This is a genomic window from Candidatus Odyssella thessalonicensis L13, assembly GCF_000190415.1.
In the GTDB taxonomy this organism is placed as follows: Bacteria; Pseudomonadota; Alphaproteobacteria; order Paracaedibacterales; family Paracaedibacteraceae; genus Paracaedibacter; species Paracaedibacter thessalonicensis.
Genome location: NZ_AEWF01000006.1, coordinates 63,422 through 85,329, shown reverse-complemented (window position 1 = coordinate 85,329; position 21,908 = coordinate 63,422). Strand labels below are relative to the sequence as shown.

Annotated in this window: 17 protein-coding genes; 10 read left to right on the top strand and 7 right to left on the bottom strand. The window is 41.2% G+C overall.

Going from position 1 to position 21,908, the window contains the following annotated elements; all coding sequences use genetic code 11:
• The first annotated feature begins 91 nt into the window (after positions 1-91).
• The 4 genes from HMO_RS0110110 to HMO_RS14685 all read left to right on the top strand — a co-directional run bounded on the left by HMO_RS0110110 (position 92) and on the right by HMO_RS14685 (position 9,225).
• Positions 92-1,279 carry an MFS transporter gene (locus tag HMO_RS0110110; protein WP_010302379.1) on the top strand — a complete coding sequence of 396 codons (1,188 nt, stop codon included), beginning with the start codon at positions 92-94 and terminating at the stop codon, positions 1,277-1,279.
• A gap of 261 nt (positions 1,280-1,540) precedes the next feature.
• Positions 1,541-2,404, top strand: coding sequence for a flagellar basal body FlgE domain-containing protein (locus HMO_RS0110105; protein ID WP_175282115.1), 864 nt, complete (start codon positions 1,541-1,543; stop codon positions 2,402-2,404).
• 418 nt (positions 2,405-2,822) lie between these two features.
• Positions 2,823-5,606: a type II toxin-antitoxin system YoeB family toxin gene (locus tag HMO_RS14690; RefSeq protein ID WP_010302372.1), complete on the top strand. Its 2,784-nt coding sequence runs from the start codon at positions 2,823-2,825 to the stop codon at positions 5,604-5,606.
• A gap of 817 nt (positions 5,607-6,423) precedes the next feature.
• The gene (locus HMO_RS14685; RefSeq protein ID WP_033444708.1) at positions 6,424-9,225 is read left to right on the top strand and encodes a type II toxin-antitoxin system RelE/ParE family toxin; all 2,802 of its coding nucleotides are present in this window, start codon (positions 6,424-6,426) and stop codon (positions 9,223-9,225) included.
• 223 nt (positions 9,226-9,448) lie between these two features.
• On the opposite strand, the gene HMO_RS0110080 is transcribed toward HMO_RS14685, so the two are convergent.
• On the bottom strand, positions 9,449-10,324 hold the full coding sequence (locus HMO_RS0110080; RefSeq protein ID WP_010302363.1) for a hypothetical protein: 876 nt from the start codon (positions 10,322-10,324) through the stop codon (positions 9,449-9,451).
• Between the two features lie 377 nt (positions 10,325-10,701).
• On the opposite strand from HMO_RS0110080, the gene HMO_RS15735 reads away from it, so the two are divergent.
• Complete coding sequence (locus HMO_RS15735) at positions 10,702-11,808, top strand: tetratricopeptide repeat protein (protein ID WP_010302361.1); 1,107 nt, start codon at positions 10,702-10,704, stop codon at positions 11,806-11,808.
• 62 nt (positions 11,809-11,870) lie between these two features.
• Here HMO_RS15735 and HMO_RS0110070 read toward each other — a convergent pair whose 3' ends face one another.
• Positions 11,871-12,872 carry a hypothetical protein gene (locus tag HMO_RS0110070; protein ID WP_139016874.1) on the bottom strand — a complete coding sequence of 334 codons (1,002 nt, stop codon included), beginning with the start codon at positions 12,870-12,872 and terminating at the stop codon, positions 11,871-11,873.
• A gap of 464 nt (positions 12,873-13,336) precedes the next feature.
• Between HMO_RS0110070 and HMO_RS0110065 the strand changes: the two genes are divergently transcribed.
• Entirely contained in the window at positions 13,337-13,945 is a 609-nt protein-coding gene (locus tag HMO_RS0110065) for a hypothetical protein (RefSeq protein WP_010302357.1), read from the top strand.
• Between the two features lie 47 nt (positions 13,946-13,992).
• Positions 13,993-14,196: a hypothetical protein gene (locus tag HMO_RS0110060; RefSeq protein WP_010302355.1), complete on the top strand. Its 204-nt coding sequence runs from the start codon at positions 13,993-13,995 to the stop codon at positions 14,194-14,196.
• 366 nt (positions 14,197-14,562) lie between these two features.
• On the opposite strand, the gene erpA is transcribed toward HMO_RS0110060, so the two are convergent.
• The gene (gene erpA / locus HMO_RS0110055; protein WP_010302352.1) at positions 14,563-14,907 is read right to left on the bottom strand and encodes an iron-sulfur cluster insertion protein ErpA; all 345 of its coding nucleotides are present in this window, start codon (positions 14,905-14,907) and stop codon (positions 14,563-14,565) included.
• A 231-nt stretch (positions 14,908-15,138) separates the two neighbouring features.
• Between erpA and HMO_RS0110050 the strand changes: the two genes are divergently transcribed.
• Positions 15,139-15,801, top strand: coding sequence for a GNAT family N-acetyltransferase (locus HMO_RS0110050; protein ID WP_010302351.1), 663 nt, complete (start codon positions 15,139-15,141; stop codon positions 15,799-15,801).
• A 116-nt stretch (positions 15,802-15,917) separates the two neighbouring features.
• On the opposite strand, the gene HMO_RS0110045 is transcribed toward HMO_RS0110050, so the two are convergent.
• Complete coding sequence (locus HMO_RS0110045; RefSeq protein WP_010302349.1) at positions 15,918-16,202, bottom strand: RNA recognition motif domain-containing protein; 285 nt, start codon at positions 16,200-16,202, stop codon at positions 15,918-15,920.
• Between the two features lie 338 nt (positions 16,203-16,540).
• On the opposite strand from HMO_RS0110045, the gene mltG reads away from it, so the two are divergent.
• On the top strand, positions 16,541-17,503 hold the full coding sequence (gene mltG, locus HMO_RS0110040; protein WP_010302348.1) for an endolytic transglycosylase MltG: 963 nt from the start codon (positions 16,541-16,543) through the stop codon (positions 17,501-17,503).
• Here the strand turns inward: mltG and HMO_RS16860 are convergent.
• Positions 17,442-17,699, bottom strand: a complete 258-nt coding sequence (locus tag HMO_RS16860) for a hypothetical protein (protein WP_139016873.1) — start codon at positions 17,697-17,699, stop codon at positions 17,442-17,444. The genes mltG and HMO_RS16860 overlap by 62 nt on opposite strands.
• Entirely contained in the window at positions 17,686-17,862 is a 177-nt protein-coding gene (locus tag HMO_RS16200; protein WP_010302343.1) for a zinc-finger domain-containing protein, read from the bottom strand. The genes HMO_RS16860 and HMO_RS16200 overlap by 14 nt, the downstream gene beginning before the upstream one ends.
• A 286-nt stretch (positions 17,863-18,148) precedes the next feature.
• Between HMO_RS16200 and HMO_RS0110030 the strand changes: the two genes are divergently transcribed.
• Positions 18,149-19,144, top strand: a complete 996-nt coding sequence (locus HMO_RS0110030) for an F-box protein (protein WP_010302340.1) — start codon at positions 18,149-18,151, stop codon at positions 19,142-19,144.
• 1,271 nt (positions 19,145-20,415) lie between these two features.
• Here the strand turns inward: HMO_RS0110030 and HMO_RS0110020 are convergent.
• Positions 20,416-21,162: a hypothetical protein gene (locus HMO_RS0110020; protein ID WP_010302332.1), complete on the bottom strand. Its 747-nt coding sequence runs from the start codon at positions 21,160-21,162 to the stop codon at positions 20,416-20,418.
• Between the last annotated feature and the right edge of the window lie 746 nt (positions 21,163-21,908).

Sequence of the window (21,908 nt, the reverse complement as noted above, 5' to 3'; positions counted from 1 at the left end):
TAGCAATTTACCCCGCATTTCTATGCCTATTAACCGAGAGCACATCAGTGCCCGTACCATTGTTGTCGCTCACTTATAAGGAACCTGAATCATGACTAAGGACTTCAAATACTTGATATTAATTGTGGCCATTTTTATCTCAGCGGTTATCGAGACAGATATTTATCTGCCATCTTTTCCGGATATGATGGTCTTTTTCAATCAATCGCAACCGGATATACAGAAGCTATTAACATGGAATTTTTTAGGACTGTGCCTATCCGGACCCCTTTACGGCCCCTTATCTGATTGCTATGGGCGCCGTAAGCTGTTGTTGCTAGCTTTGATAGTGTTTCTTCTGGGGTCGCTAATTACGTTGTGGGCTGACAGTTTTACACTAATGCTGCTTGCCCGCGTTTTACAAGGCTTAGGCAGTGGCGGTTGCTTCACCTTGGGCACGGCTATCATCTTTGATATATTTCAAAAAGAAAAAGCAATAGAGGCTCTCAATAAAATTAATATGTTGGTTCCCTTTATTATGGCTGCTGCCCCTTTACTAGGGGGATACCTAAATGCAAAATATGGATTTAGAGCCAATTTTGCCGTCATTGCTGTCTGTGTCAGTATTTCCTTTAGTATATGCCTTTTCTTCCTAGAAGAAACATTGCCGCAGAATTTGCGGAATAAATTTGAGATGAGGGGAATCCTCTTGAACTTCTTAAGGGTGATCACAAACTTAGAGTTTGTCCAACTGACAACCATTATTAGTCTAGTCTTTGCCGGATTCTTGCTTTTTCTGTCCTCATCTGCTCTCTTATTTGTTGCTGATTTTGGTGTCAGCAAATTCCATTATCCCTATTATCAGTTCTCCCTATTGCTAGCCTATTTAGGGTCAAGCCTTTCATGCACCCTATTCGTCAAGCGTAAGGGCATAGCCTTTGTTAAAAGGCTGGGTTTATTGAGTATCTTCCTAGGATGCTCAACCTTAGCAGGAGTTACCTTTTGGGCTCCCAAAAATCCCATGTCGTTAACACTGGCTATGCTGCCTTATTCGTGTGGTTTTATATGGGTGCAAACACCGTATGTTACAGAACTAATGGCGCTAATGCCCGACATTAAAGGTATAGTTGCCAGCCTCTTAACAAGTCTGCGTTTATTGATAACAGCAGGAATTATTGGTTTAACAGCTGAGTTTTATAATGCCACAATTAGCCCGATCACAATTGCGATTACTTTTATTTCTGGCCTAATTTGTTTGCTTAGCTTTTCTTATGAACAATCTAAGGCTGCAAAGGAGTAACTGCGATCATCTTTACGAGAGTACGATACTCTTAATGTATTTTTTTGCCAATAGGTTACCGTGTTAACAATTCTTCTGATCTTTCAAACTATGATCCTAACCACTAGAATAAATTAGGGCTAACATGAATATTGCCCTGGTTAACTTAGTAGGAAGAAAATCATGAACTTGAGCTCTAAAGTAAAGAGAAAATATTTAAATTTAATTCTCGCAGTATTTTCTTATTTAAATGCCTCGCTCTTATGCACTCCTTTAAAGGCGATGGAAAAGAGTACAGAGATTTGTGGCTATTCTTTAACTGAGACCCATGTGGCCATTAAAGGATACGGGTATTTCTTGGTGAGCGATACGGCCGATGAAGATGAAAAAGAGCTTTCTTTATCTCCTATTGGGACCTGGGAAGAGAATAAACAGGGCTATTTCCGTAATCACATTGGCCAATATCTAAATGTAGTTTACTTAGACGACGATGGCCTTCCTCTCATTAAAAGTCCAGACCTTAATGCTGTCTTGCAAGTAGCTTCTTCTAAAAGCTTATCCTACAGCTCTAAGCCAACCACAAGAATCAGCTTTCGGGGGAGATTGTCGCCAACCGCCTCATTAGGATGGCCATATATTACAAATACGTCAGTTATTGATTCATTAGGGATAAAGCATGCGCTCAATTTCTATTTTACTTGTATATCATATGGAACCTTCCAATGGTTATTTGGAGTAGCTGCTCCCGAGAGCGGAACTGATATAGATTCACCATATGATCAAGGTATGGTAATTGAATTTGATAATTCAGGACTGTTATCTCTGACTAATGGAACTCGGTCTGCCAATGCGCCGCTCCTTAATATTAAATGGTATCCTTCGGGGGCTACCTCTCAGATTATTATGGATTTTGGCGTCATCGGAGAAGGAAGACAGCTGCGCTGCTTAGGAAGCACCACCCAGTTAGAAACCCCGGAAGTTGATGGCTATGAGGCAGGGATATATGCCAGAACAACTATCGATGAGGAAGGCTGTATGTGCGCACAATATACTAACGGGGAGCAGAGGATATATGCGCAAATTCCCATATTATCCTTTTCTAATGCGGACAAGTTAACTATTAATCCCTGGAAAGCCAAAGCTTAGAAATGCTATAGGAATAGGCTCTGGCAAGAAAATTCTAAACCAGATATTCTAGGTGTCCCAAGCGGCGTCGTGCCTAAGCTTGGATAGGATTAGCTTAACCATAGCTAGCTAATTCTCCCTAAGATAGAAACTAAGGCTTCTTTATCATGAAAAAGAATCAGTACTCAGCTCGTCCTCCGCACTATCACAAAGTTTCTCCCTTAGGTCTTAGAAGGCGCCGTGCCTAGCCTTTTCCAATGGTTGAGAGATAGAATCGATACAAAAGATGTAAGGGCTAGCTATTTAGTCTAAAGTTGAGAGAAAAAATAATATTTACTTTCTTATATGTTGTTCATAGGATTAGTTAGGCTTCAGAATAAATACAAATTATCAAAAAATATAAACTAAGAATAAATCAGTAAGCAATAAGGACTTCTTCATGACCAAATTAAAAATAACTTGTTTTCTAACAGTGCTCTTAAAACTGTCATCCACTTTAAGCAACGCCATGCAGCACGATGATCTCCCCCCTCACACGGATCGTTCTCTTGATACAACGCAATCAGAACCTTTTTCACCGGAGCTGATGAGTTTATCGAGTCTCAGTTTTTTACAAGCTCCAAGTTCAGGGCCAGAATTAAAGACGGAAAATGAACTAACTCTGATCAATAATTTGATCAGACAGGGGTTAGTCTGCTACCAAAGTAAAGAGTTTGAAAAAGCAAAAGATTATTTCCTTCAAGGTGCACAGGCAGGGTCAGCCCCATCCATGTGCTGGTATGGCACCCTACTCAAGGATCAAGGTCAGATTGAGGAATCTTTTTACTGGCAAAGGCTAGCCCTGATAACCTCAATTGTAACGGGTAAGTTTTTACCGCTTACCTTGAATAAGTTAAGAGATTTAGCCGCAACACCGTCTTGTCCTGAGCCTATTAGCGTATACGTCAACCAGATTCTAAAAATTGACTTTCACAAGCTGAATTTATCGCAAGGCTTTGAGGAAAGGATGACGGTTATTGCGAATACATTGCTTTTACCGGAAAAGGATTGTTTACTTTATCTACCTCTTATGGAACAACTCTATGGTGGTCTGGCGGCTTTAACAGAAACCCCTTCTATCCATCTGAAAATGAGTGAATTACTATTTTTTATAAGCGCTAGGGACTCACTAAAAACGTCTTCACCTCTTAATGATAATCCTTATTTCCAGCAAGCGCTTAAACATGGGGCCAAGGCAAACCCCTTAGCTTATCAAGCGAACCAAAACTTACGGGAAGCAACTGCTCTTATAGATGCTAAAGAGGCAGGGAGGAGAGCTAATCCCTTCATTAAAGAAGGTGAAGAATATAAATTTGCGGCTTATCTTTTACGTAAGTCTCGAACACCGAAGACTATAGCCATACTAGCCGAGCTTATAGGTAACGAGAAAATTGATGAAGATGAGGATAATACGCCTATTGCTGTAGGCAAGCGCAATGAGATTGTCGCCCGCTTATGTAGAATATGTCACCTTCCATCTCATCTAAGTGTACTCGGCAAATTGATAGCCAACAATCAAACTCATGCAGATGAAAACGGCAATCCATTTTCAGAAGAACATCGCTATAAGATTGCGGGACGTTTAATGATCTTAGATCCAAGTGCGAAGGAACTCGAAATTCTAGCACAGCTTATACTTACAAAAAAGATTGATCACGATCATACAGGCCAGCCGTTTACAGAGGCTCAGCGTTATGAGGTGGCTGCTCGTCTCTGTCGCCAACTCGGGACACCGTATGCTCTTTGCCTTCTGGCGCAAATGATCTGGAAGGAATCTATTTATACTGATGAGAACAACAAGCCTTTTCCGCCTGAAAGACGTGAAGAAGTTACCTACCGATTGCTCAGAAAGTCAGGTACCCCAGAAAGCCTTTATCTATTAGGAGAATATATTGAAGACGATCTGATCCATCGAGATGAAAAGGGGCGCCCTGTTCCAGCGAGTAAGCGTTATGAGGTGGCGGCACGACTTTATAAGCTCTCGAGGGTACCGGAGGCTCTTAATAATCTAGCGCGGCTTGTCTTCGAAGGGCTGATCTCTAAGGATGAAAATAACCGTCCTCTTTCTGAAGCACAACGATACGAGGAAGCGGCACGTTTATTTAGACAATCAGGGGATGACTGGGCGCTTTGCTCCCTTGCCAAACTTATTGAGGGGGGCTTTGTTCATACTGATGAAAATGGTAAACCGATTCCCGAAGAAAAGCGTTACCAAGAAGCAGCGCGTTTATATAGACAAGTAAACGATTCTAGAGCAGCAGAAGGGCTGGCGCGATTAGTGCGGGATAGAAAGATAAACAAGGATGAAAACCTCAATCCCATTACTCAAGAGAACCTCTTCCAAGTTATTGCCCGCTTGTTGAAAAAGGCCGGCACTCTTGGAGCACTTTATAACTTAGCATCCATGATCATGCATAATCATACCCATTATAGCCATATTCATGAGGATGGAAGTGATGAGCTAATTGCTGAAGAGGAGCAAGATGTAATTGCGACCGACCTTCTTAAAAGTACTGGCCTTCCTGAAGCTTATTATTTTCTCGCTCTTCATAAACTTAATAGAGATGCAACTTTAAAAGATAAACAGGAAGCGTTAGAGTATGCGTTTCTGGCAGCACGCGGCGGCAGTAAACGCGGTGAAGAGCTGTATGAGATCTTAGCGGCGGAGCACAAAGAGGAAGAGACCATTCCGGACTCTTCTGTCTTAGTTCAGGATAAAACAGAAGCTAAGACAGCAGCACCATCCGCAGCCGAAGAAGACATTATTCCGCTTGAGAGAAGAATGGAGCTCAAGAAACAAAAAAAGCTTCAGCGTCCAAAGGGACCCCAGAAACTGACCTCTAGAGAACGCAAAGACATCTTTAAAAACTTAGTTAAAGGTCAGTTGACAAAAGCAGAACGGCACGAAGTCTTAACCGTGCTACCGGAAGAACTAAAACCAAAAATTGTCGTGCGCTTTTCTAAGCGAGCAGCAAAAGAATTAGATCAATTGCCTCCTCAGGAAAAAAAGAAAGTTTTCCGATTAGTCAGAGATTTAAGAGAGGAAATTCCGGGGGCGCATCAGAAACCGCTGCGTCAGACTAAAGAAAAATCTCGCCGCATTACCAAGAAAGATAGACTTGTCTATTACCATGAAAACAATGTTATCAAAGTTAAATCTTGTAAGGGGCATTATGATGACTAGGGGAAAGAATCCTCAAGATGGGCGTTATAGCAGTTTTGAGGGGGCTCATTATTATTGAGGAAAGTTGCGAGTAAGACCATTGGGGAGAGAGGCTAAATTTTGAGTTTAGCCTCTTTCTAATTTAGCTTTTTTAAGAAGGCGAAGACTATTCAGGTTCTTCTTCCTTCTCAAATAGCCTATTCTCTGTTAGTTCTCCCTCTTGCTTATCGAGGAAGGTCATAGGTTCACTTTGAAAAAGGATTGGCGTCTAGTTCGTGCCCAGCAACATAAGCAAATTTTTCTCCTAAGTTGTAGAGATCGCCCGCGTCAGTGATTGCTCCTTCATACCTTCTATTAAATCCCCGGGTTGGGAAGCACCAATATTTGCCGTCATCATCCTCTTTATTATCAACATAAATTGGAGAAAAGTACATTGAGCGCAGCGAAGGACTTTTCTTCAGACTCGACTAGGTATCCCCAGCGGCGTCGTGTCTAAGCTTGGGAGAGGATTAGCATAACAATGGTTATCTAATTCTTTTTAAGATAGAAGCAAAGGCTCCCTTATCATTAAAAAGAATTGGTACTCAGCTCGTCCTCCGCACTATCACAAGATTTCTCCCTTAGGTCTTAGAAGGCGCCGTACCTAGCCTTTTCCAATGGTTGAGAGATAGAATCAATACGAAAGATTTAATCGCTAGCTATTTAGTCTAAAGTTGAGAGAAAAAATAACATTTACTTTCTTATTTGTTCTTCATAGGATCAGGTAAGCTTCAGTATAAATATAAATTATCAAAAAATATAAACTAAGAATTAATCAGTAAGCAATAAGGACTTCTTCATGACCAAATTAAACATAACTTGTTTTCTCACGGTGCTTTTAAAACTGTCATCTACTCTAAGCAGCGCCATGCAGCACGATGATCTCCCTCCTCACGTGAATCGTTCTCTTGTTACCATACGATCAGAGTCTTTCTCACCGGAGCTAATGAATCTGTCGAGTCTTGGTTTTTTGCAAGCTACAAGCTCAGGACTAGAGATAAAGCCAGAAATTGAACCAAACGTGATCAATGGTTTGATTAGACAGGGATTAGTCTGCTACCAAAGTAAAGAGTTAGAAAAAGCAAAAGATTATTTTCTTCAAGGCGCACAGGCAGGGTCAGCCCAATCCATGTGCTGGTATGGCACCATACTCAAGGACCAAGGTCAGATTGAGGAATCTTTTTACTGGCAAAGGCTAGCTTTGATAACCTCGCTGCTAACGGGTAAACTTTTGCCGCTTTCGCTGAACAAATTAAGAGATTTAGCCGCAGCACCGGCTTGTCCAGAGCCTATTAGCGTATACGTCAACCAGATTCTAAAAACTGACTTTCAGAAGCTAACTTTATCGCCCGGCTTTGAGGAAAGGATGACAGTTATTGCTAATACATTGCTTTTACCGGAAAAGGATTGTTTATTTTATCTACCTCTTATGGAGCAGCTCTATGACGGTCTGGCGACTTTAACAGAAACTCCTTCTATCCATCTCAAAGTAAGACTGTTCCTGTTTTTTAGATGCAACTGGCTTGGGCAAGACTCAGCGTCATTTTATTCCAACAAAGCCCAAGAACATATCATTAAGGCAGGAGATTTGGCAAAGCAAGCAAGAGAGTACGAGGAGGCAGCGCATAGTATTGAAAAGAAGTTTATAGAGATGCTGAAACAACCTAATCTTGCTTCTGGCTACGCAACTGCTAAAATTAATTGGTTTGCTAGCATTTTACGCAAAAGCAAAAACCCCCTCAATATGGGAAGGCTAGGGGGGTTAATAGCCGATGGATTTATAAGCGAAGATGAGGATAACAATCCTATTTCTGAAAATAAGCGCCTACAAGTTGCAGCTCGGTTATGGCGAGTATCTCACCTGCCTATTTACTTGAGTGTATTAGGACAATCGATAGCCTCTTTTCAAATTCATGAGGATGAAAATGGTAACTCGTTTCCCGAAGAGCAGCGCTATGAAATTGCAGCACGTTTGTTAAGACTCCATCTAGGACCGCAAGAATTAGAGATGTTAGCTAAACTTATTCTTACAAAAAAGATTGATTCTGACGAGAAAGGCCAACCGTTTATTGAAAGTCAGCGTTATGAGGTTGTGGCTCGGCTTTGCCGGCAATCCCGAACACCAGATGCCCTTAATCTTCTCGCTCAATTGATTTGGAAAGGATCTGTTCTCCATGATGAGAAAGATAAAGCTTTCAGTCCTGAAAAGCGCCAAGAAGTTACTTACCGATTGCTCAGAAATTCAGGTACGCAGGACAGTTTGTACTTTTTAGGTGAGTTTATTGAAGACAATCTAATCCATAAAGATGAAAAGGGCCGCCCTGTTCCAGCGAGTAAGCGTTATGAGGTGGCGGCACGACTTTACAGGCTCTCGGGGGTGCCAGAGGCTCTTAATAATCTGGCACGGCTTATCTTTGCAGGGCTGATCTCTAAAGATGAAAATAACCGTCCTCTTTCTGAGGCGCAACGATATGAAGAAGCGGCACGATTATTTAGACAAGCAGGGGATGACTGGGCGCTTTGCTCCCTTGCCAAACTTATTGAGGGGGGCTTTATTCATGCCGATGAAAATGGTAAACCGATTCCGGAAGAAAAGCGTTACCAAGAAGCAGCCCGCCTATACAGACAAGTGGAAGATTCTAGAGCCGCTGAAGGGCTGGCACGCTTGGTGCGGGATAGAAAGATAAGCGAAGATGAAAACCTCAATCCCATTACTCAAGAGAACCTCTTACAAGTTATTGCCCGCTTGTTGAAAAAGGCTGGCACTCCTGAAGCACTTTATAACTTAGCATCCATGATCATGCATAATCATACCCATTATAGCCATATTCATGAGGATGGAAGTGATGAGCTAATTGCTGAAGAGGAGCAAGATGTAATTGCGACTGACCTTCTTAAAAGTACCGGCCTTCCTGAAGCTTACTATTTTCTTGCGCTTCTTAAACTCAATAGAGAAACAACCACAGTAGAAGATAAGCAAGCAGCGTTAGAGTATGCCCTTCTAGCAGCACGCGGCGGCAGTAAACGTGGTGAAGAGCTGTATGAGATCTTAGCGGCGGAGCTCAAAGGAGAAGAAGCCCTCCCGGACTCTTCCGTCTTAGTTCAGGATAAGGCAGAAGCGAAGACAGCCGCATCCTCCGAAGCCGAGGCAGCCGCCTCATCTGAAGCCGAGGCAGAAATTATTTCGCTTGAGAAAAGAATGGAGCTCAAGAGACAAAAAAAGCTTCAGCGACCAAAGGGACCCAAGAAACTGACCTCTAGAGAACGCAAAGACATCTTTAAAAACTTAGTTAAAGGTCAGTTGACAAAAGCAGAACGACACGAAGTTTTAACCGTGCTACCGGAAGAACTAAAACCAAAAATTATCGTGCGCTTTTCTAAGCGAGCAGCAAAGGATTTAGATCAATTGCCTCCTCAGGAAAAGAAGAAAGTTTTCCGATTAATTAGAGATTTAAGAGAGGAAATTCCAGGCGCTCATCAGAAACCACTTCGTCAAACCAAAGAAAAATCTCGCCGCATTACCAAGAAAGATAGACTTGTCTATTACCATGAAAACAATGTTATCAAAGTTAAATCTTGTAAGGGGCATTATGATGACTAGGGGAAAGAATCCTCAAGCTATGGGCACCTGGAGCAGTCTTAAGGGGATCTATTATTATTGAGGAAAATTGCGAGTGAGACCATTGGGGAGAGAGGCTAAATTTTGAGTTTAGCCTCTTTCTAACTTAGCTTTTTTAAGAAGGCGAAGACTATTATTGGTCTTGCTCAAAAAGCCTATTCTCTGTTAGTTCTCCCTCTTGCTTATCGAAGAAGGTAACATAGGTTCACTTTGAAAAAGGATTGGCGTCTAGTTCGTGTCCAGCAACATAAGCGAATTTTTCTCCGAGGTTATAGAGATCCCCCGCATCGCGAATTGCTCCTTCAAAACGTCTGTTGAATCCCCGGGTTGGGTAACAGCAATATTTGCCGGTACCATCCACTTTATTATCAACATGCAGATCACAAATAGAGCTTTTCCAATTGGCAACTAAGTTATCTGTCGTAATGGTTGGGGTATAAGATTTATAGGTAACAGCTGTGCTGATCTCTGCCTCTTCTTCTTCCTCAGCAAGGCTTTCAGGCCAAGAAAAGATAACATTCAAGTCCTGATATGGATGAATCTTTGTGCCCGGAAGTGCGGCAATGGCAGAAACTTCGCGATATGCTTGCTCCGATGATTGTACCTGAGGTGGTATCCAAACGCTTCCTCCGCTTGTGGTGAAACTGTATTGTCTGCCGGTGAGAGCAAAAGAGATCATTGAAATCTGATACCTGTCAGAAGAAAGGGAAATTTTAAATGTAGTCTTTTCTCCGGGTAAGCCTAGAAAGACGGTGTCTTCTTTGCCCGTGTTAATCGTTTCAACTTTTCCTTCTTTGTAGATTACAGTCGCCACCGGTTTGAGATCGAAAAGTCCCCAATTATCATCTTCTGTTATTTTTCTGTCTTTAATTGGGATCATAAATAGACCGCTGCCTGGCTGTTTTCCTAAAACATGTCCCTCAGCAACATATTTTTGATCTTCCAGGAAGCGCCCGCCTTCAACGGGACCGACATCTTTATTCCAAAAGTTGACCGTAAGCTCGCTGGCTTGAGCCTGGTAAGTGGGGGCTGATAATAATGCTGCAATAAAGGACATAGCTAACATTTTTCTTTTTTTCATTTTTTCTCCTCTTTTATTTTTTAGAAACAATCTAGCTCCTATGTAGAAATATTACAGAATTTTATAGAGGGCAATGTATAATTATCAATAAAAGCGGAGCTCTATGAATTTCACTTAGTTATCTTACTAGTTTTTATAAGTAATTTTTGCTTCGAAGATGCTAACGCTGTTCAAGAAATTGTGGCCTTAACCAGAAAATGGATAATCTAAAATATTTATGCGTATCTATTATATAAAAATTTAAATAAATATTAACTAAATTATTTCAACTAAGCTATATTCCTGTTAACGGAGGCAGACAGATGATCATGACTACAGCTGTTTGTTAAAGTTACGTCAAGAGTTAGAAGCTTTGTGAGCCATTAATGGAGGAAAAGATGCCCCTAAATTTTCGAATTTCTTTAGGAATAACGCTGCTCAGTACTTTTTGTGCAGCTTTAGAACAACATGATCAAGAGCCACTACTACAGGAGGATTTTCAATGCGCCCACCAAGCTGAGGTATTGTCTTCTGCAATTACCTCCACCCCTATAAACAATAAAAAGCTAATTGAGGAAGCCATTTTCTTTGACAATCCAGAAGCTCGACTGCAATTGGTAGAGCGGTTATACAATCATCTTATGCCTAATATCTTAGTGACAGCAGATCTGCTGAATTTTCTATTTCCATCAGTGAATGTCATTAATATGAGGGATAAGGAATTGGCTATTATTTTTAGAAGTCATAGTTTACATTTCTCAGCTTATCCATTACCAGCAGGCTTTCTAGTGGAAATTGAGTCACGCGCTAATGCTGGTTCTGCAATTGCGCAAATGATCCTAGGGCATATGCATTATTGTGGCAAAGGGGCACCTAAGAACTCACCTCAAGCAATTGAATGGTTAAAGCTATCGGCTAAACAAGGGAATGCTCAAGCGCAAAATGTTTTAGGAAACCATTACCTTTATGGCGCAGAAACGAATAAAAACGAGAAAGAAGGAATTGACTGGTTTCGCAAGGCGGCGGAGCAAGGGTTTCCTGCGGCTCAATGTAATCTGGCTTACGCTTATTTAACTGGTACAGGTAAGTTACCCGCAGATGATAAACTAGCAGCAGCATGGTTGCTAAAAGCTGCTTCTCAGGGCCTTTCCGAAGCACAGTGCCTCCTTGCTGATTTATTTAGGTCTGGACGGGGCGTCAAAAAGGATGATCAGCGCGCCTTTGCTTGGTTTCTTGAAGCTGCCAATCAAGAGTTTGCTTTAGCCCAGTTTAAAGTTGGCTACTGTTATGAGACAGGAAAAGGTGTAAGACAGGATCGGCAAAAGGCTGTCTCTTATTATGAGAAAGCTGCTGACCAAGGGGAAGGCTTGGGCCAACTCGCTTTAGCTTATTGTCTAGAAGGCGGTATTGGAATTAAACGTGATCTAAAAAGATCCGTTGAGCTTAATGCTAAGGTTGATGAGAAGACAAAAGCAAGATGGAAAAATTTAAAGCAGAACTGGTAGGCAAAATGCCCTTCTTTGAGGTGTCGGCAAAAGCGCGGCGGAGAGACGCCTCCCTTTTACCTTTACTGATTTCTTGTCTTTAAAGCAGTGATCACTCTAAGAAAGCGGCTTCTAAGAAGGTCTGGCGTCGCGGGTGTCAGTAAAGGTGCGAGACGCTGAAGGATATCCTCATCTGTCAATAAATTGCCGGCGCGGTTGTCCTGATGCATTAAGGCTAAAAGGAGCTCGGCTTCAATCTTTACTTCATTAAGGCAAGTCCTCTCGCGTTGGGTTAATTCCATAAGAATAGTGCACGCTTCAGTATCAGAAATCTGCTGTGTGAGATGAGTAAAGTTCATGTAGGCTTGATAAAGCAGACCCTGCTGGGAAAACTCTTGAATGTCAGAGCGGTGGCTAAAACTGTCAAATATTGTAAAGGCTTGGGCGGCTGTAAGCTTGCGTTTATACTCGGCACAATAAAGTTGCGCTTTACGAAAATTAGCGAGAAGACGGGTTAAATCTGTGGCGAAAGCGCTGTGGCTAACGTGATCAAAGAACCTAAACAGGAAGCTCTGAAATTCTTCTGTCGAGGGAAAAGCGTTAGGATCGTACTTCTTTAGTTCCGGCAGAGCAGCGGCAAATTTATAAGGGGTAAGATCGCAAGCAGCGCAAAGGGACGTAATATTCTTTTTATACTCAGAAGGAAAAAAGTAACTCCAGGCTAACCTGTAGAAGTATGGCAGGGGAATTGTGCGGGATTGAGGTAAACGAGCAGGACCAAGTCCAGTGAGAGAAGCGTCTGTTGATGTGGATGTTGGGTCTGAACTGTGATGCGGAACTACTGTCCTATATTCTTGGCTTAAACTGTTGGCTTCGACGGATGAAAAGAGAACCTCAAGAAGGACATTGAGATCATCTGACTGTTCTTGGCGAGGAGGGTGAATATGTTCTACCTTTTGCCTCTTCGCTACAGGAGGGAGAGAGCCGTCGGAGTCATCTTTCTCCATCGCCTGAGAAGGGGGTAACCATATAAGGAGGCTGATGGCCCACAACCTTATTTTTGAGTTTCTAGGCATTTTGATCATTTGTTTATCTCTTCGCTTATTCATCATTCTTTAGTGGAAATAATTAAACATGTTCCTATACTAAAACAAAATAAAATTACCAAAAATTATCTAAATTATAAGTTAAAATTGATCTCCTGCCCACAAGAAAAGAGCGAATGATTCTGGGTAAGGCTAGCTAGCTGTCGCGTAACATGTCATACCAGCCAGGGTGACAACAATATGGTCCTACGGTGTACCTAATTCTTTAGGAAAGCTGGATTTATATCTTCACCTTTTATGGGCAACACCTATTTCCATAAAAAATTTTGCAACCATACATCAGGATTTTTCCCTTAAGTAATTTTGGCGGATAGCATTTAACCGACCTTGCGGGATAAGGTTGGCCTTAAGTTAGGCAAGTATAGTCGCCACATTTGTATACGTTCTCTGGCAGACTGCCTAACCCTATCAACCTTTGGTATTATATAAATAAGGATAAACACATGACCCGCATTAAATTATTTTTGACCGCTTTATGTCTTGCGAAAACAGTCGCTAATGTAACAGCATGCGACGACCATGACTGCCGAGATTGCCGGGAGGTCATAATGCCCTCTGTGCATGGTAGTACCGGCAAATGGTTAGACCCTAAGGTTCCCCATAGAGGTTGGGAATGTGATGAGGTCGAAGACTTAGGAGAAGCCTCAAAATTATGTGAAATGTGCGAAAGAGAAACAATAAGATATGTTCACTATATGTCTCATCCCACGCATGAGTCGCTTGAAGTGGGATGTATCTGTGCCGGACATATGGAAGGAGATTTGGAGGCCGCTAAATGTCGTGATCGAGACTTAAAATCCCGCCTGAGTCGCCGAGCAAATTGGTTATCGCTGGCAGGGTGGAAAATCTCCAGGAATGGAAATGATTATATTCATACCCGCCCTAATGGGACAGATTCCTACAGCCATCATGTGGTAATCACGTGTTCCAGATTCGGGTATTATTCTTTTATGGTCGATGGCAGCTTTGGTAAAAAATGGTTTCCTTCCCCAGATAAAGCTAAATTAGCAGCCTTTGATTACCTATGGCCACCACGAATATCTATAGATTAAACCTATATCCTCAATAAAAAATAAAAACAACGCGGACCCCAAGGCTAGTGAGGGCTGGGGCGCCACCTTATAAGTGGAAAATAGGGGGACGGATTACCATTGAAATAGCAAACTGGGCGTGGGAGGATATGCTTTTTCTTCCCGGTCTTTGCCTATCTCCCCTTAAGATAAAGAGTTTTGCGCGAGATATAGCTGAGCAGGAAGAGCCTGTTTGGATTTTTCTGTCCGTTCAGAAAGAGGTGAAGCATTAATTTAATCCTTAACAGGTACTGCTTGCTCTTAATAAACTTCCCGGGCGGCGTGGCGTTGCTAAGAAGATTTAGCTGAGAATGTTAGCCTTAAACGGTGGTGGAGTCTTAGTTGATAAGATAACAATATCGGCAAATGCGTAAGCAGGAGTCGCTTTAAGGCCTCCTGTAAAGCGTCTTGAGTTACAGGAAAGATTTAATCAAAGAAGGACTTACTACAGCCCCCTATTACCCTAGGCCCTGCTAAATTGAGCCTCCCTTGGGAAAGGGCAAGGAGAGTGAGAAAAAAACTAGTCTGAATAAAAAGTAGTCAGTCTGTCGCCTAACACCAAGGGGTAGGTGTTTGTCGCAAAGGATAAGGCTAAAGATTTAAATTGAAAAGGAATTACCACACCCACACCCGGAGGTGGCATTGGGATTCCTAATAACAAAAGTCGACGCCACCATATCTTCGGTGTAATCCAGAACAGAGTTTTGCAACAAACTCAAGGATATTTCATCAATAATAACTTTGGCCCCATTATTTTCGAAGGTTATATCTTCAGGATTGGCACTTTCTTCAAAAAGAAATGAGTATTGAAAGCCTGAGCAACCACCGCCTTGCACTGAGATCCGCAGCAAGTGGCCTTTGATACCTTCCCGCGCTCCAAGTTGATTGACGAGGTAGTTAATACGGCGAGCAGCATTGTCAGTTATAGAAAAGGTCTGGGACATTTGGGTCACTTTTAGCAATAAGGTTCACATATTAAATTTATAGAGCGTTTTATAATTTTTGCAAGAGGAAGAAAAATATCTTGTACCAGAATAAGCAAGTGATCATATCTAAGATGTATAGGCATCCTGATTAGAGACTTGCATAATTTATAAGTCATAAATAGTTAAGAGGGATGCTTATAGCTTAAGCGTGAAGACAAATGTTAAAAATAAAATATAAGAGGTAATAACATGCAACATGTCTCAAGATTAAGTGCCTTGCTGATGCTTTTTATGGCTGGCTCTACCCAAGCTATGGAACAAGCTACAGCTCCCGCAGCCGCTAAACCAGCCACCCCCCTAGTCAATCTAGCCACTAATGAACAAGTTATTGATGATTTTATGTTCCCCAGTCAAGAGCAAGGAGAGCATGATCTTAGAATTGATAAGCATATCTTTTTAGAAGGGGAGGCTCAGGGATATCTTTGGGCAAAGCGGTTAATCAACCCTATATTCGGAAGATACGCAGATTTGAACGGGCGGTTTCTATTGGTTGCGCCTAAAGATGCGATGAATTCGGATCTAGGGGACATCTTTGTACCCAAAACCTATATCTCTTTCCTTAACTTTCATATAAATTATTTTTGGGATAACGCTCAGCTCGCCCAAGTGGCGACTATTGATTATATTGAGACTAATGCTAGATTTCGTAATAAGGGCTATGCCACCAGCATGGTAAAGCACTTTATTAAGATCATGCAACAGAATAAAATTAAATTTATAGTTTCATCTGCTCGCGTTGATACATCAGTGCGGGTGTTTCAAAAAAATGGCTTTATTGAGGAACATAACGAAGCAAAATTACCGGTGAAGACCGGCGAATCTTATAACCATTATCTACAATTGGATAAGTAAGAAAATTACTGACTGTGTATGGAGGCTCATGCCTCTACTGTATATATTTTGACAGCATGCCATAAAAAAACACCCTCTAAAAAGAGGGTGTTTTTCTTATAAGCTCAGAATTGAGTTTATCGACGGCCCATCGGACGGCGCTCTGCACCTTCTTCTTTCGGGCGAGCAATCGCAACGTTCATACGACGACCATTTAAATCTTGGCCATTTAATTTTTCCATAGCTGAATTTGCTTGTTGTTCGCTTTCCATTTCGACAAAGCCAAAGCCTTTACTGCGTCCACTCATCTTATCTGTAATGACTTTTGCAGAAACCACAGCTCCATGATCGCCAAATAGCTGAGCTAGGGTTTGATCATTTACAGAATAGGGTAAGTTGCTGACGTATAGCTTATTGTTCACAATGAACCTCCTTTAAAATTAAGCTCGGCGCACTAGGTTCACAAAAGGCGGGCTCTTAAGACCTGAACGCAACCGTATCACACTTTGATATTGTAGTCTGATCGGCTGTTAAAAAGTGGTTAAGAACAAAGCGCAAAGGAGGCGAGATAAATAACGAACTTTTAACAACAAATAAAGACGATACAAAAGAAATATAGGCATTTCTTTAGACAATTGTAAAGTAAATGTTTATCTTATTTTCGCCTAGCTAATTTTTTGCCTGCAATTTGACAAAATAGTTCCTATATGTTCTATATAGCTTCTTATAACAAAAACTTATCATTTTGAGGGATCCCCTGATGATTAAGAAATTATTTTTGTCTCTGATTGTTGGTTTAGTTTTAATTGTTTCTTGGATGCTCTATGGTCCAGGCGGCGTATATGCCCCGGTTACTCGGGCGGAAGATCAAGCGGTCATCATTGAAAAAGGGATGACGATGGTTGAGGTTGCAGAATTATTGCTGCAGAAAAAACTAATCTCCAACAAATATGTATTTTTTCTTGCCTCCCTGGTTAGTAAGCAGTGGGGTAAATTAAAGGCTGGAGAATTTTTGATTCCCAACCATGCTCGGCCGACGGAAATTGTTCGTATTTTGTGCTGTGGCCGCGTGATTGTGCACAAAGTCACATTTCCCGAAGGTATAACTGTCGCAGAGATTATTGAGCAAATTGAGAACCTGCCGCTCTTAAAAGGGGAAATTGAACATATCCCGGCGGAAGGCTTCATGCTGCCTGATACTTATACTTATGTTTACGGAGATACCCGCCAGTCGTTAATTAATAGGATGGAGGCCTCCATGATCTTAGTTCTAGCGGAAGCTTGGGCCAAGCGTAAAGGCGATCTACCTTATCGGACCTCTTTAGAAGCGTTAACCTTAGCCTCCATTGTTGAAAAAGAAACAGGTCGCCGTGATGAACGCCGCCGCATAGCTGGCGTCTTTGTGAACCGTTTAAATAAAGGCATGAAATTGCAGGCAGACCCAACAGTTATTTATGGCATTACGCTCGGCAAGACAAAGCTTGGGCGTAAAATCACTAAACAAGATTTAAAATCTGAAACGATTTATAATACTTATGTGATTAATGGTTTGCCGCCGCGCCCCATCTGTTGTCCGGGTAAGGCTTCAATCTTTGCGGCCGTCGAACCCCTGTCCACTCAAGATCTCTTCTTTGTGGCCAATGGAGTGGGGGGGCATAATTTTAGTGCTCATTTGGGGCAGCACAATGCTTTTGTGGATCAGTACCGCAAGACGTCGGGGTAAACACTTTGCCGGTAGCGGTGAGATAGTGTTCAGGAACCGTGGATTCTCTTTCGCTTTCACATAGGGGCAGGCACGATAAAAACATCGTGCCAATTTTTTCCAACACTGTTTCATTTTGAGAAGGGGGAACTGGGTCGTGCGCTTGGCAAAAAGCAACAATGGCCCCAAGCGTGATATAAACTCTAATGACTGTCACCAGCTGGACCTTCATAGACAAAGACTCGGCTGCAATAGGGGCAGACGACGCGGGCTTCTAAACCAAAATTCAGGTAGATACTGGGGTGGCCTAACCCTTCCGAGCTACCGTTCCCATCGCAATTAACCGTCTTCGTATCCACATACCGAACATCTTCTATCATAGAACCTTCCTCCCTTTATTACTTAGTGTATAACGACTTAATCGAGACACAAAGGGAAAATAAAGTAAAGATCAAAGTCTCGATGAGGGGCTGTAAGGGGGGAAGGGGCTGAAAGCTTAGTTATATTTAAGCATAGTTGAAAAGCTAAGAGAGTTTATTGTCTTAAGGTGTAACAGTGTTATACGTTTAAATATTTGCAGAGTTTTACAGTTTGACTAAAATCACGCTGAAGTTCTTAAGAATATAACCATAGATAATTCCGCTCAATTAAATAATAAGGAAAAATATGCGCTATCTTAAATACTTACTTGTATCAACTACTTTAATCGCAAAAGTTTTTACAATGGAAGCTCCTGAGAGCCAGGGACCTCTTTGCTTTATCGAATCTCCGGTGCTTTCCCCGCTTGAAGAGATGCCATTAGAAGTCCTAGAACAGGTGCTTAGTTACTTATCTCCCAAGGATTTACTCAGCTCAGTTCTGGCCTGTAAAAGATTGGCAACGGCAGCAGAGAACCTAATGAAAAAACTTCGAGAGAATATACTTAGCTGGCTTAAGCAGGGCCTTAAGGGTATACACTGGGAACCCGGCAACGAGCGGCAGCAAATAATTTCTCACTATTCCATAAATTTATCCAAAGGGCTTTCATCATTTTACCATAGTCGACTCACTCGAAGTCTCGCTGCTCTTGAATTGACACACCTTTATTTTATTAATAAAAACGCGAACAATCTCTTTAAAGAGGAAGACACTATAAATACCAGGCTAAAGCTCATTGAAATTTTAGCTTCACTTAGACCGGAGCAAATTTATATCCTCTCTAAGCATGCTCTCAAGATTTTTACGGTACAGTCTCCCGAGAGCGCTTATCTTCTGCACCCTTATATGTCTGCAGGTATGCAATCTCGGTTATTAACTGGGTCTGAGCGAGCAGAGATTATTGAACTGTTAGCACCTTTTGCAACCGATAAGCTGGATTATATTTGCAAGCGTGCCGACAAGATTCTAAGAAATTTTTCTAAAGCCCCCTTTTCTAAAACCCCTTTTGAAGTATTTAAAGAGAGCTTGCCTGTTTTTCAAGTTTTTACGCTCCACCATTTAAATAGTTTCCTTGAAGATGTTCCTAATTTAAAAGGTAATCTGTTAAGTCTCGAAAAGATAGCCAAGGCACTATCCTCTCTTTCTCGAGAACGGTTAGTCTTTGTCAGCAACAATATGGATAAGCTTGTTGGATCTGACTTATCTTTTTTGGTTCAGGGTTTTCATTTGATAATTGAACGCTAAGAGCCTGCACTTAGTCCTGCTTTTGCCCAATGTTTTTGTAGGCTTTTATGCTAAACGGTATGGTCACCAAATAAGCGAGCATAACAATAGACAAAGTGACCCAAGACATGCCTGCACCTTAGCTTAGAGCTCCTTTCCCTCTTTGAGAGTAAAATTGAGTCTGACCTAATGCAGCTATTTTTTGGATACTAGTATTGCATCTTTAGAAATTTAATTGTTTTCTCGCTTCTCTTCTTTTAGTTTGCTGCATGCCCACTCATAATATAATTGAGCAGCCTTTCTAGAAAGACAGAAGGCGCGCATCATAGATTTATAAAACTTATTTATGTTCTGATCAGGATAAATCGCTTTTAATCTTTTAAGCGCGTATTGCTCTATTTTTTCACGTTCATACGGTACACCTGAACGTCGTATCGACTTATAATCTTTACAAGCTTCTTGATAAGCAAGATCAGCATAATCTAAGGTAGTTGTTTCCTCTCCTTGATCAGTTTTCTCTTTGGAAGAGAGCGGCGATCCGCAGGACTGCCATCCTAAGGTCTCATAAACGAACTTACTTATAGCTAATAGGGTTGTAAAGTTGGCTTTAATATCTTCACTTTTAGATCTTTCTTCTTCTTTCTGAAGCAGAGAAAGTGAGTCATTTTCTCCGAGGTGCTCTCTATTTCCTAAGGTATGATCATGCAGACGAGGGGGCGACGAATAAGTCGCATATCATTCTTTTCTGAGGCTTGACAAATATCGCCTTCCATTAAGCTAACCAGGCCACCTATAAGGCTTAGGCATATTACTATATTTTTTTCTACAGAGTATCAATTTAGTTAAAATAATATATTATTCATTGTTTACATTATAAGTAAATATTTAAGTTGAGATAACAAATAATACCTATCCGGAAAATTATGAAGTGAGCGTTCTATAATTTGTGATAGTTGAAAAGAGATCATCGGAAGCTTGGAAGAGACGGACCTGTTTATCAAATCTGATATGCAAGGGCTGGGCTGGGCTGGCTGCATCCATGCAAAGAAGCGCCCGAACATTTAGCTTTTCTCAAAGCTCGGTCGTCTTGGAGTGGGTTTTTTCGTTCTTTTTTTTCAGAGAAAACAAGTAAATTCTTTTGTCTTTGCGAGTCTTATCATGAGGCTCTCTATCCTAACCTTTTTCTGCTACCAAACACGTGATTTTATCCGCCAGGGGAGAACCTTCTAAGGTTTCCTATTTTTTCAGATAGCTTCTAGAAAAAAACGGGCGGGGAGCTCTGCTGCTCTCCTTTATTCATCAAGCACTGAGGTGCACAATTTTCCACTTTCAAGAATTTGTTTAGCCTGTACCATTAAATCATTAAAACGTGTTCTGTCCATCTTAATGCCTTTACCTAAGCAAAGGAATAAGAAGTCTTCCACCGGTTCATTTTCTTTATAAAGGCGGTAACACAATATACTTACAAGATTTTCTTCAGAAGAAGTAACAATAGGGGAGACTTCTTCTTGCCCTAAGATGGCAGGGTGGCGTACTTCTTGGCTGTATGTTGCTAATTGAGTTGGTGTTTTCTCTTTAAAAGCGGTATTCATTATGGCCCTTTGTATATCCCCCCATTCTTCTAAAGGTAAAGATTCTCCGTGTGAGATGACAGTATGCCTCGCTAGGAGATTAAGGCTCGATCTTTCTTCTTCACTAACTTTGGCTGCTTTCAATAAGTGAAGCGGTGATATATCTAATAAGAAATGGCAATCGCCTATGACGCCCAGTTCCTCGGGATTATGCTGGCGTAGTCCCCAAACAATATAGGTTCTATCTCTGCACAAATATTTACCTTGGTTAGCGACAATCAACTCAATTCCATCCGCCTCAAGCACCTCAGGGACAGTGTAGGGATAGTTTTCTCTATTGGTGGGAGAAGTTGGCATCCGCTGACCAGACGGCTCCCTTGATTGGCTATCATTAGATTCCATCGCAAAAGATTTAGCATATATAACTGAGATAAATAGTATCCCTATATAAATAGCGAGCCTTTTCATTGTTTCCTCTGTCCCTTTCTACATTTCTAGTTTCTAGTTTTATATTTTTTATCGAGAAGGTTATCCTAAGGAATTTATATAAAATTAATATAATTCTCCCCGATACTTAAGATTAAATAGCACTTCATATAGTGCTACAGGAAAAAATATATAAAATTTCTCTAAGATGACCTATAAGAGAAGTAGTTCAGGATAAGCGATAATAAGGATCTTTTCGTTCAAGAATCCTGAAATTCGTGAAGGAAGCTTTCTAGAAGCTTTCCGAAAAATCATGAAGTGAGCTTCCTATAAATGGTGAGAGCCGAAAAAAGATCAAAAAAAGCTTGGAAGACACTGATCTTTTTATCAAATCTGATCAGCAATTGCCGAGCTGGTTTTATTCAGGCAAAGAAGCGCTCGACAACCTAGCGCTTGCTATACCTCTTCAAAGCTCGTCCATCTTGAGTTTGGTTTTTTCTGTCCAGGTGCTTCCAATTTTCATCTGTTATCTTTATCATTCTCTTGTGTCGGGCTTAGTTATATTCAAAAATACTATTGCCACACATTTTTTCTAAATTATATTCAAATAAGCCTTTTTCGGATAGCTTCTAATATCATCAATAAATGTAGCAATATAGAGTATTCTTTCTTGTCTGGATTTTGATGGGAGGGGATTAGAAAATATATATTGTGAGAGACAGAGGGAGTATAATTATTCTCAATTTCTATATAAGCAGCATCAATATTCCTGTCTTCTCCACTTAGTT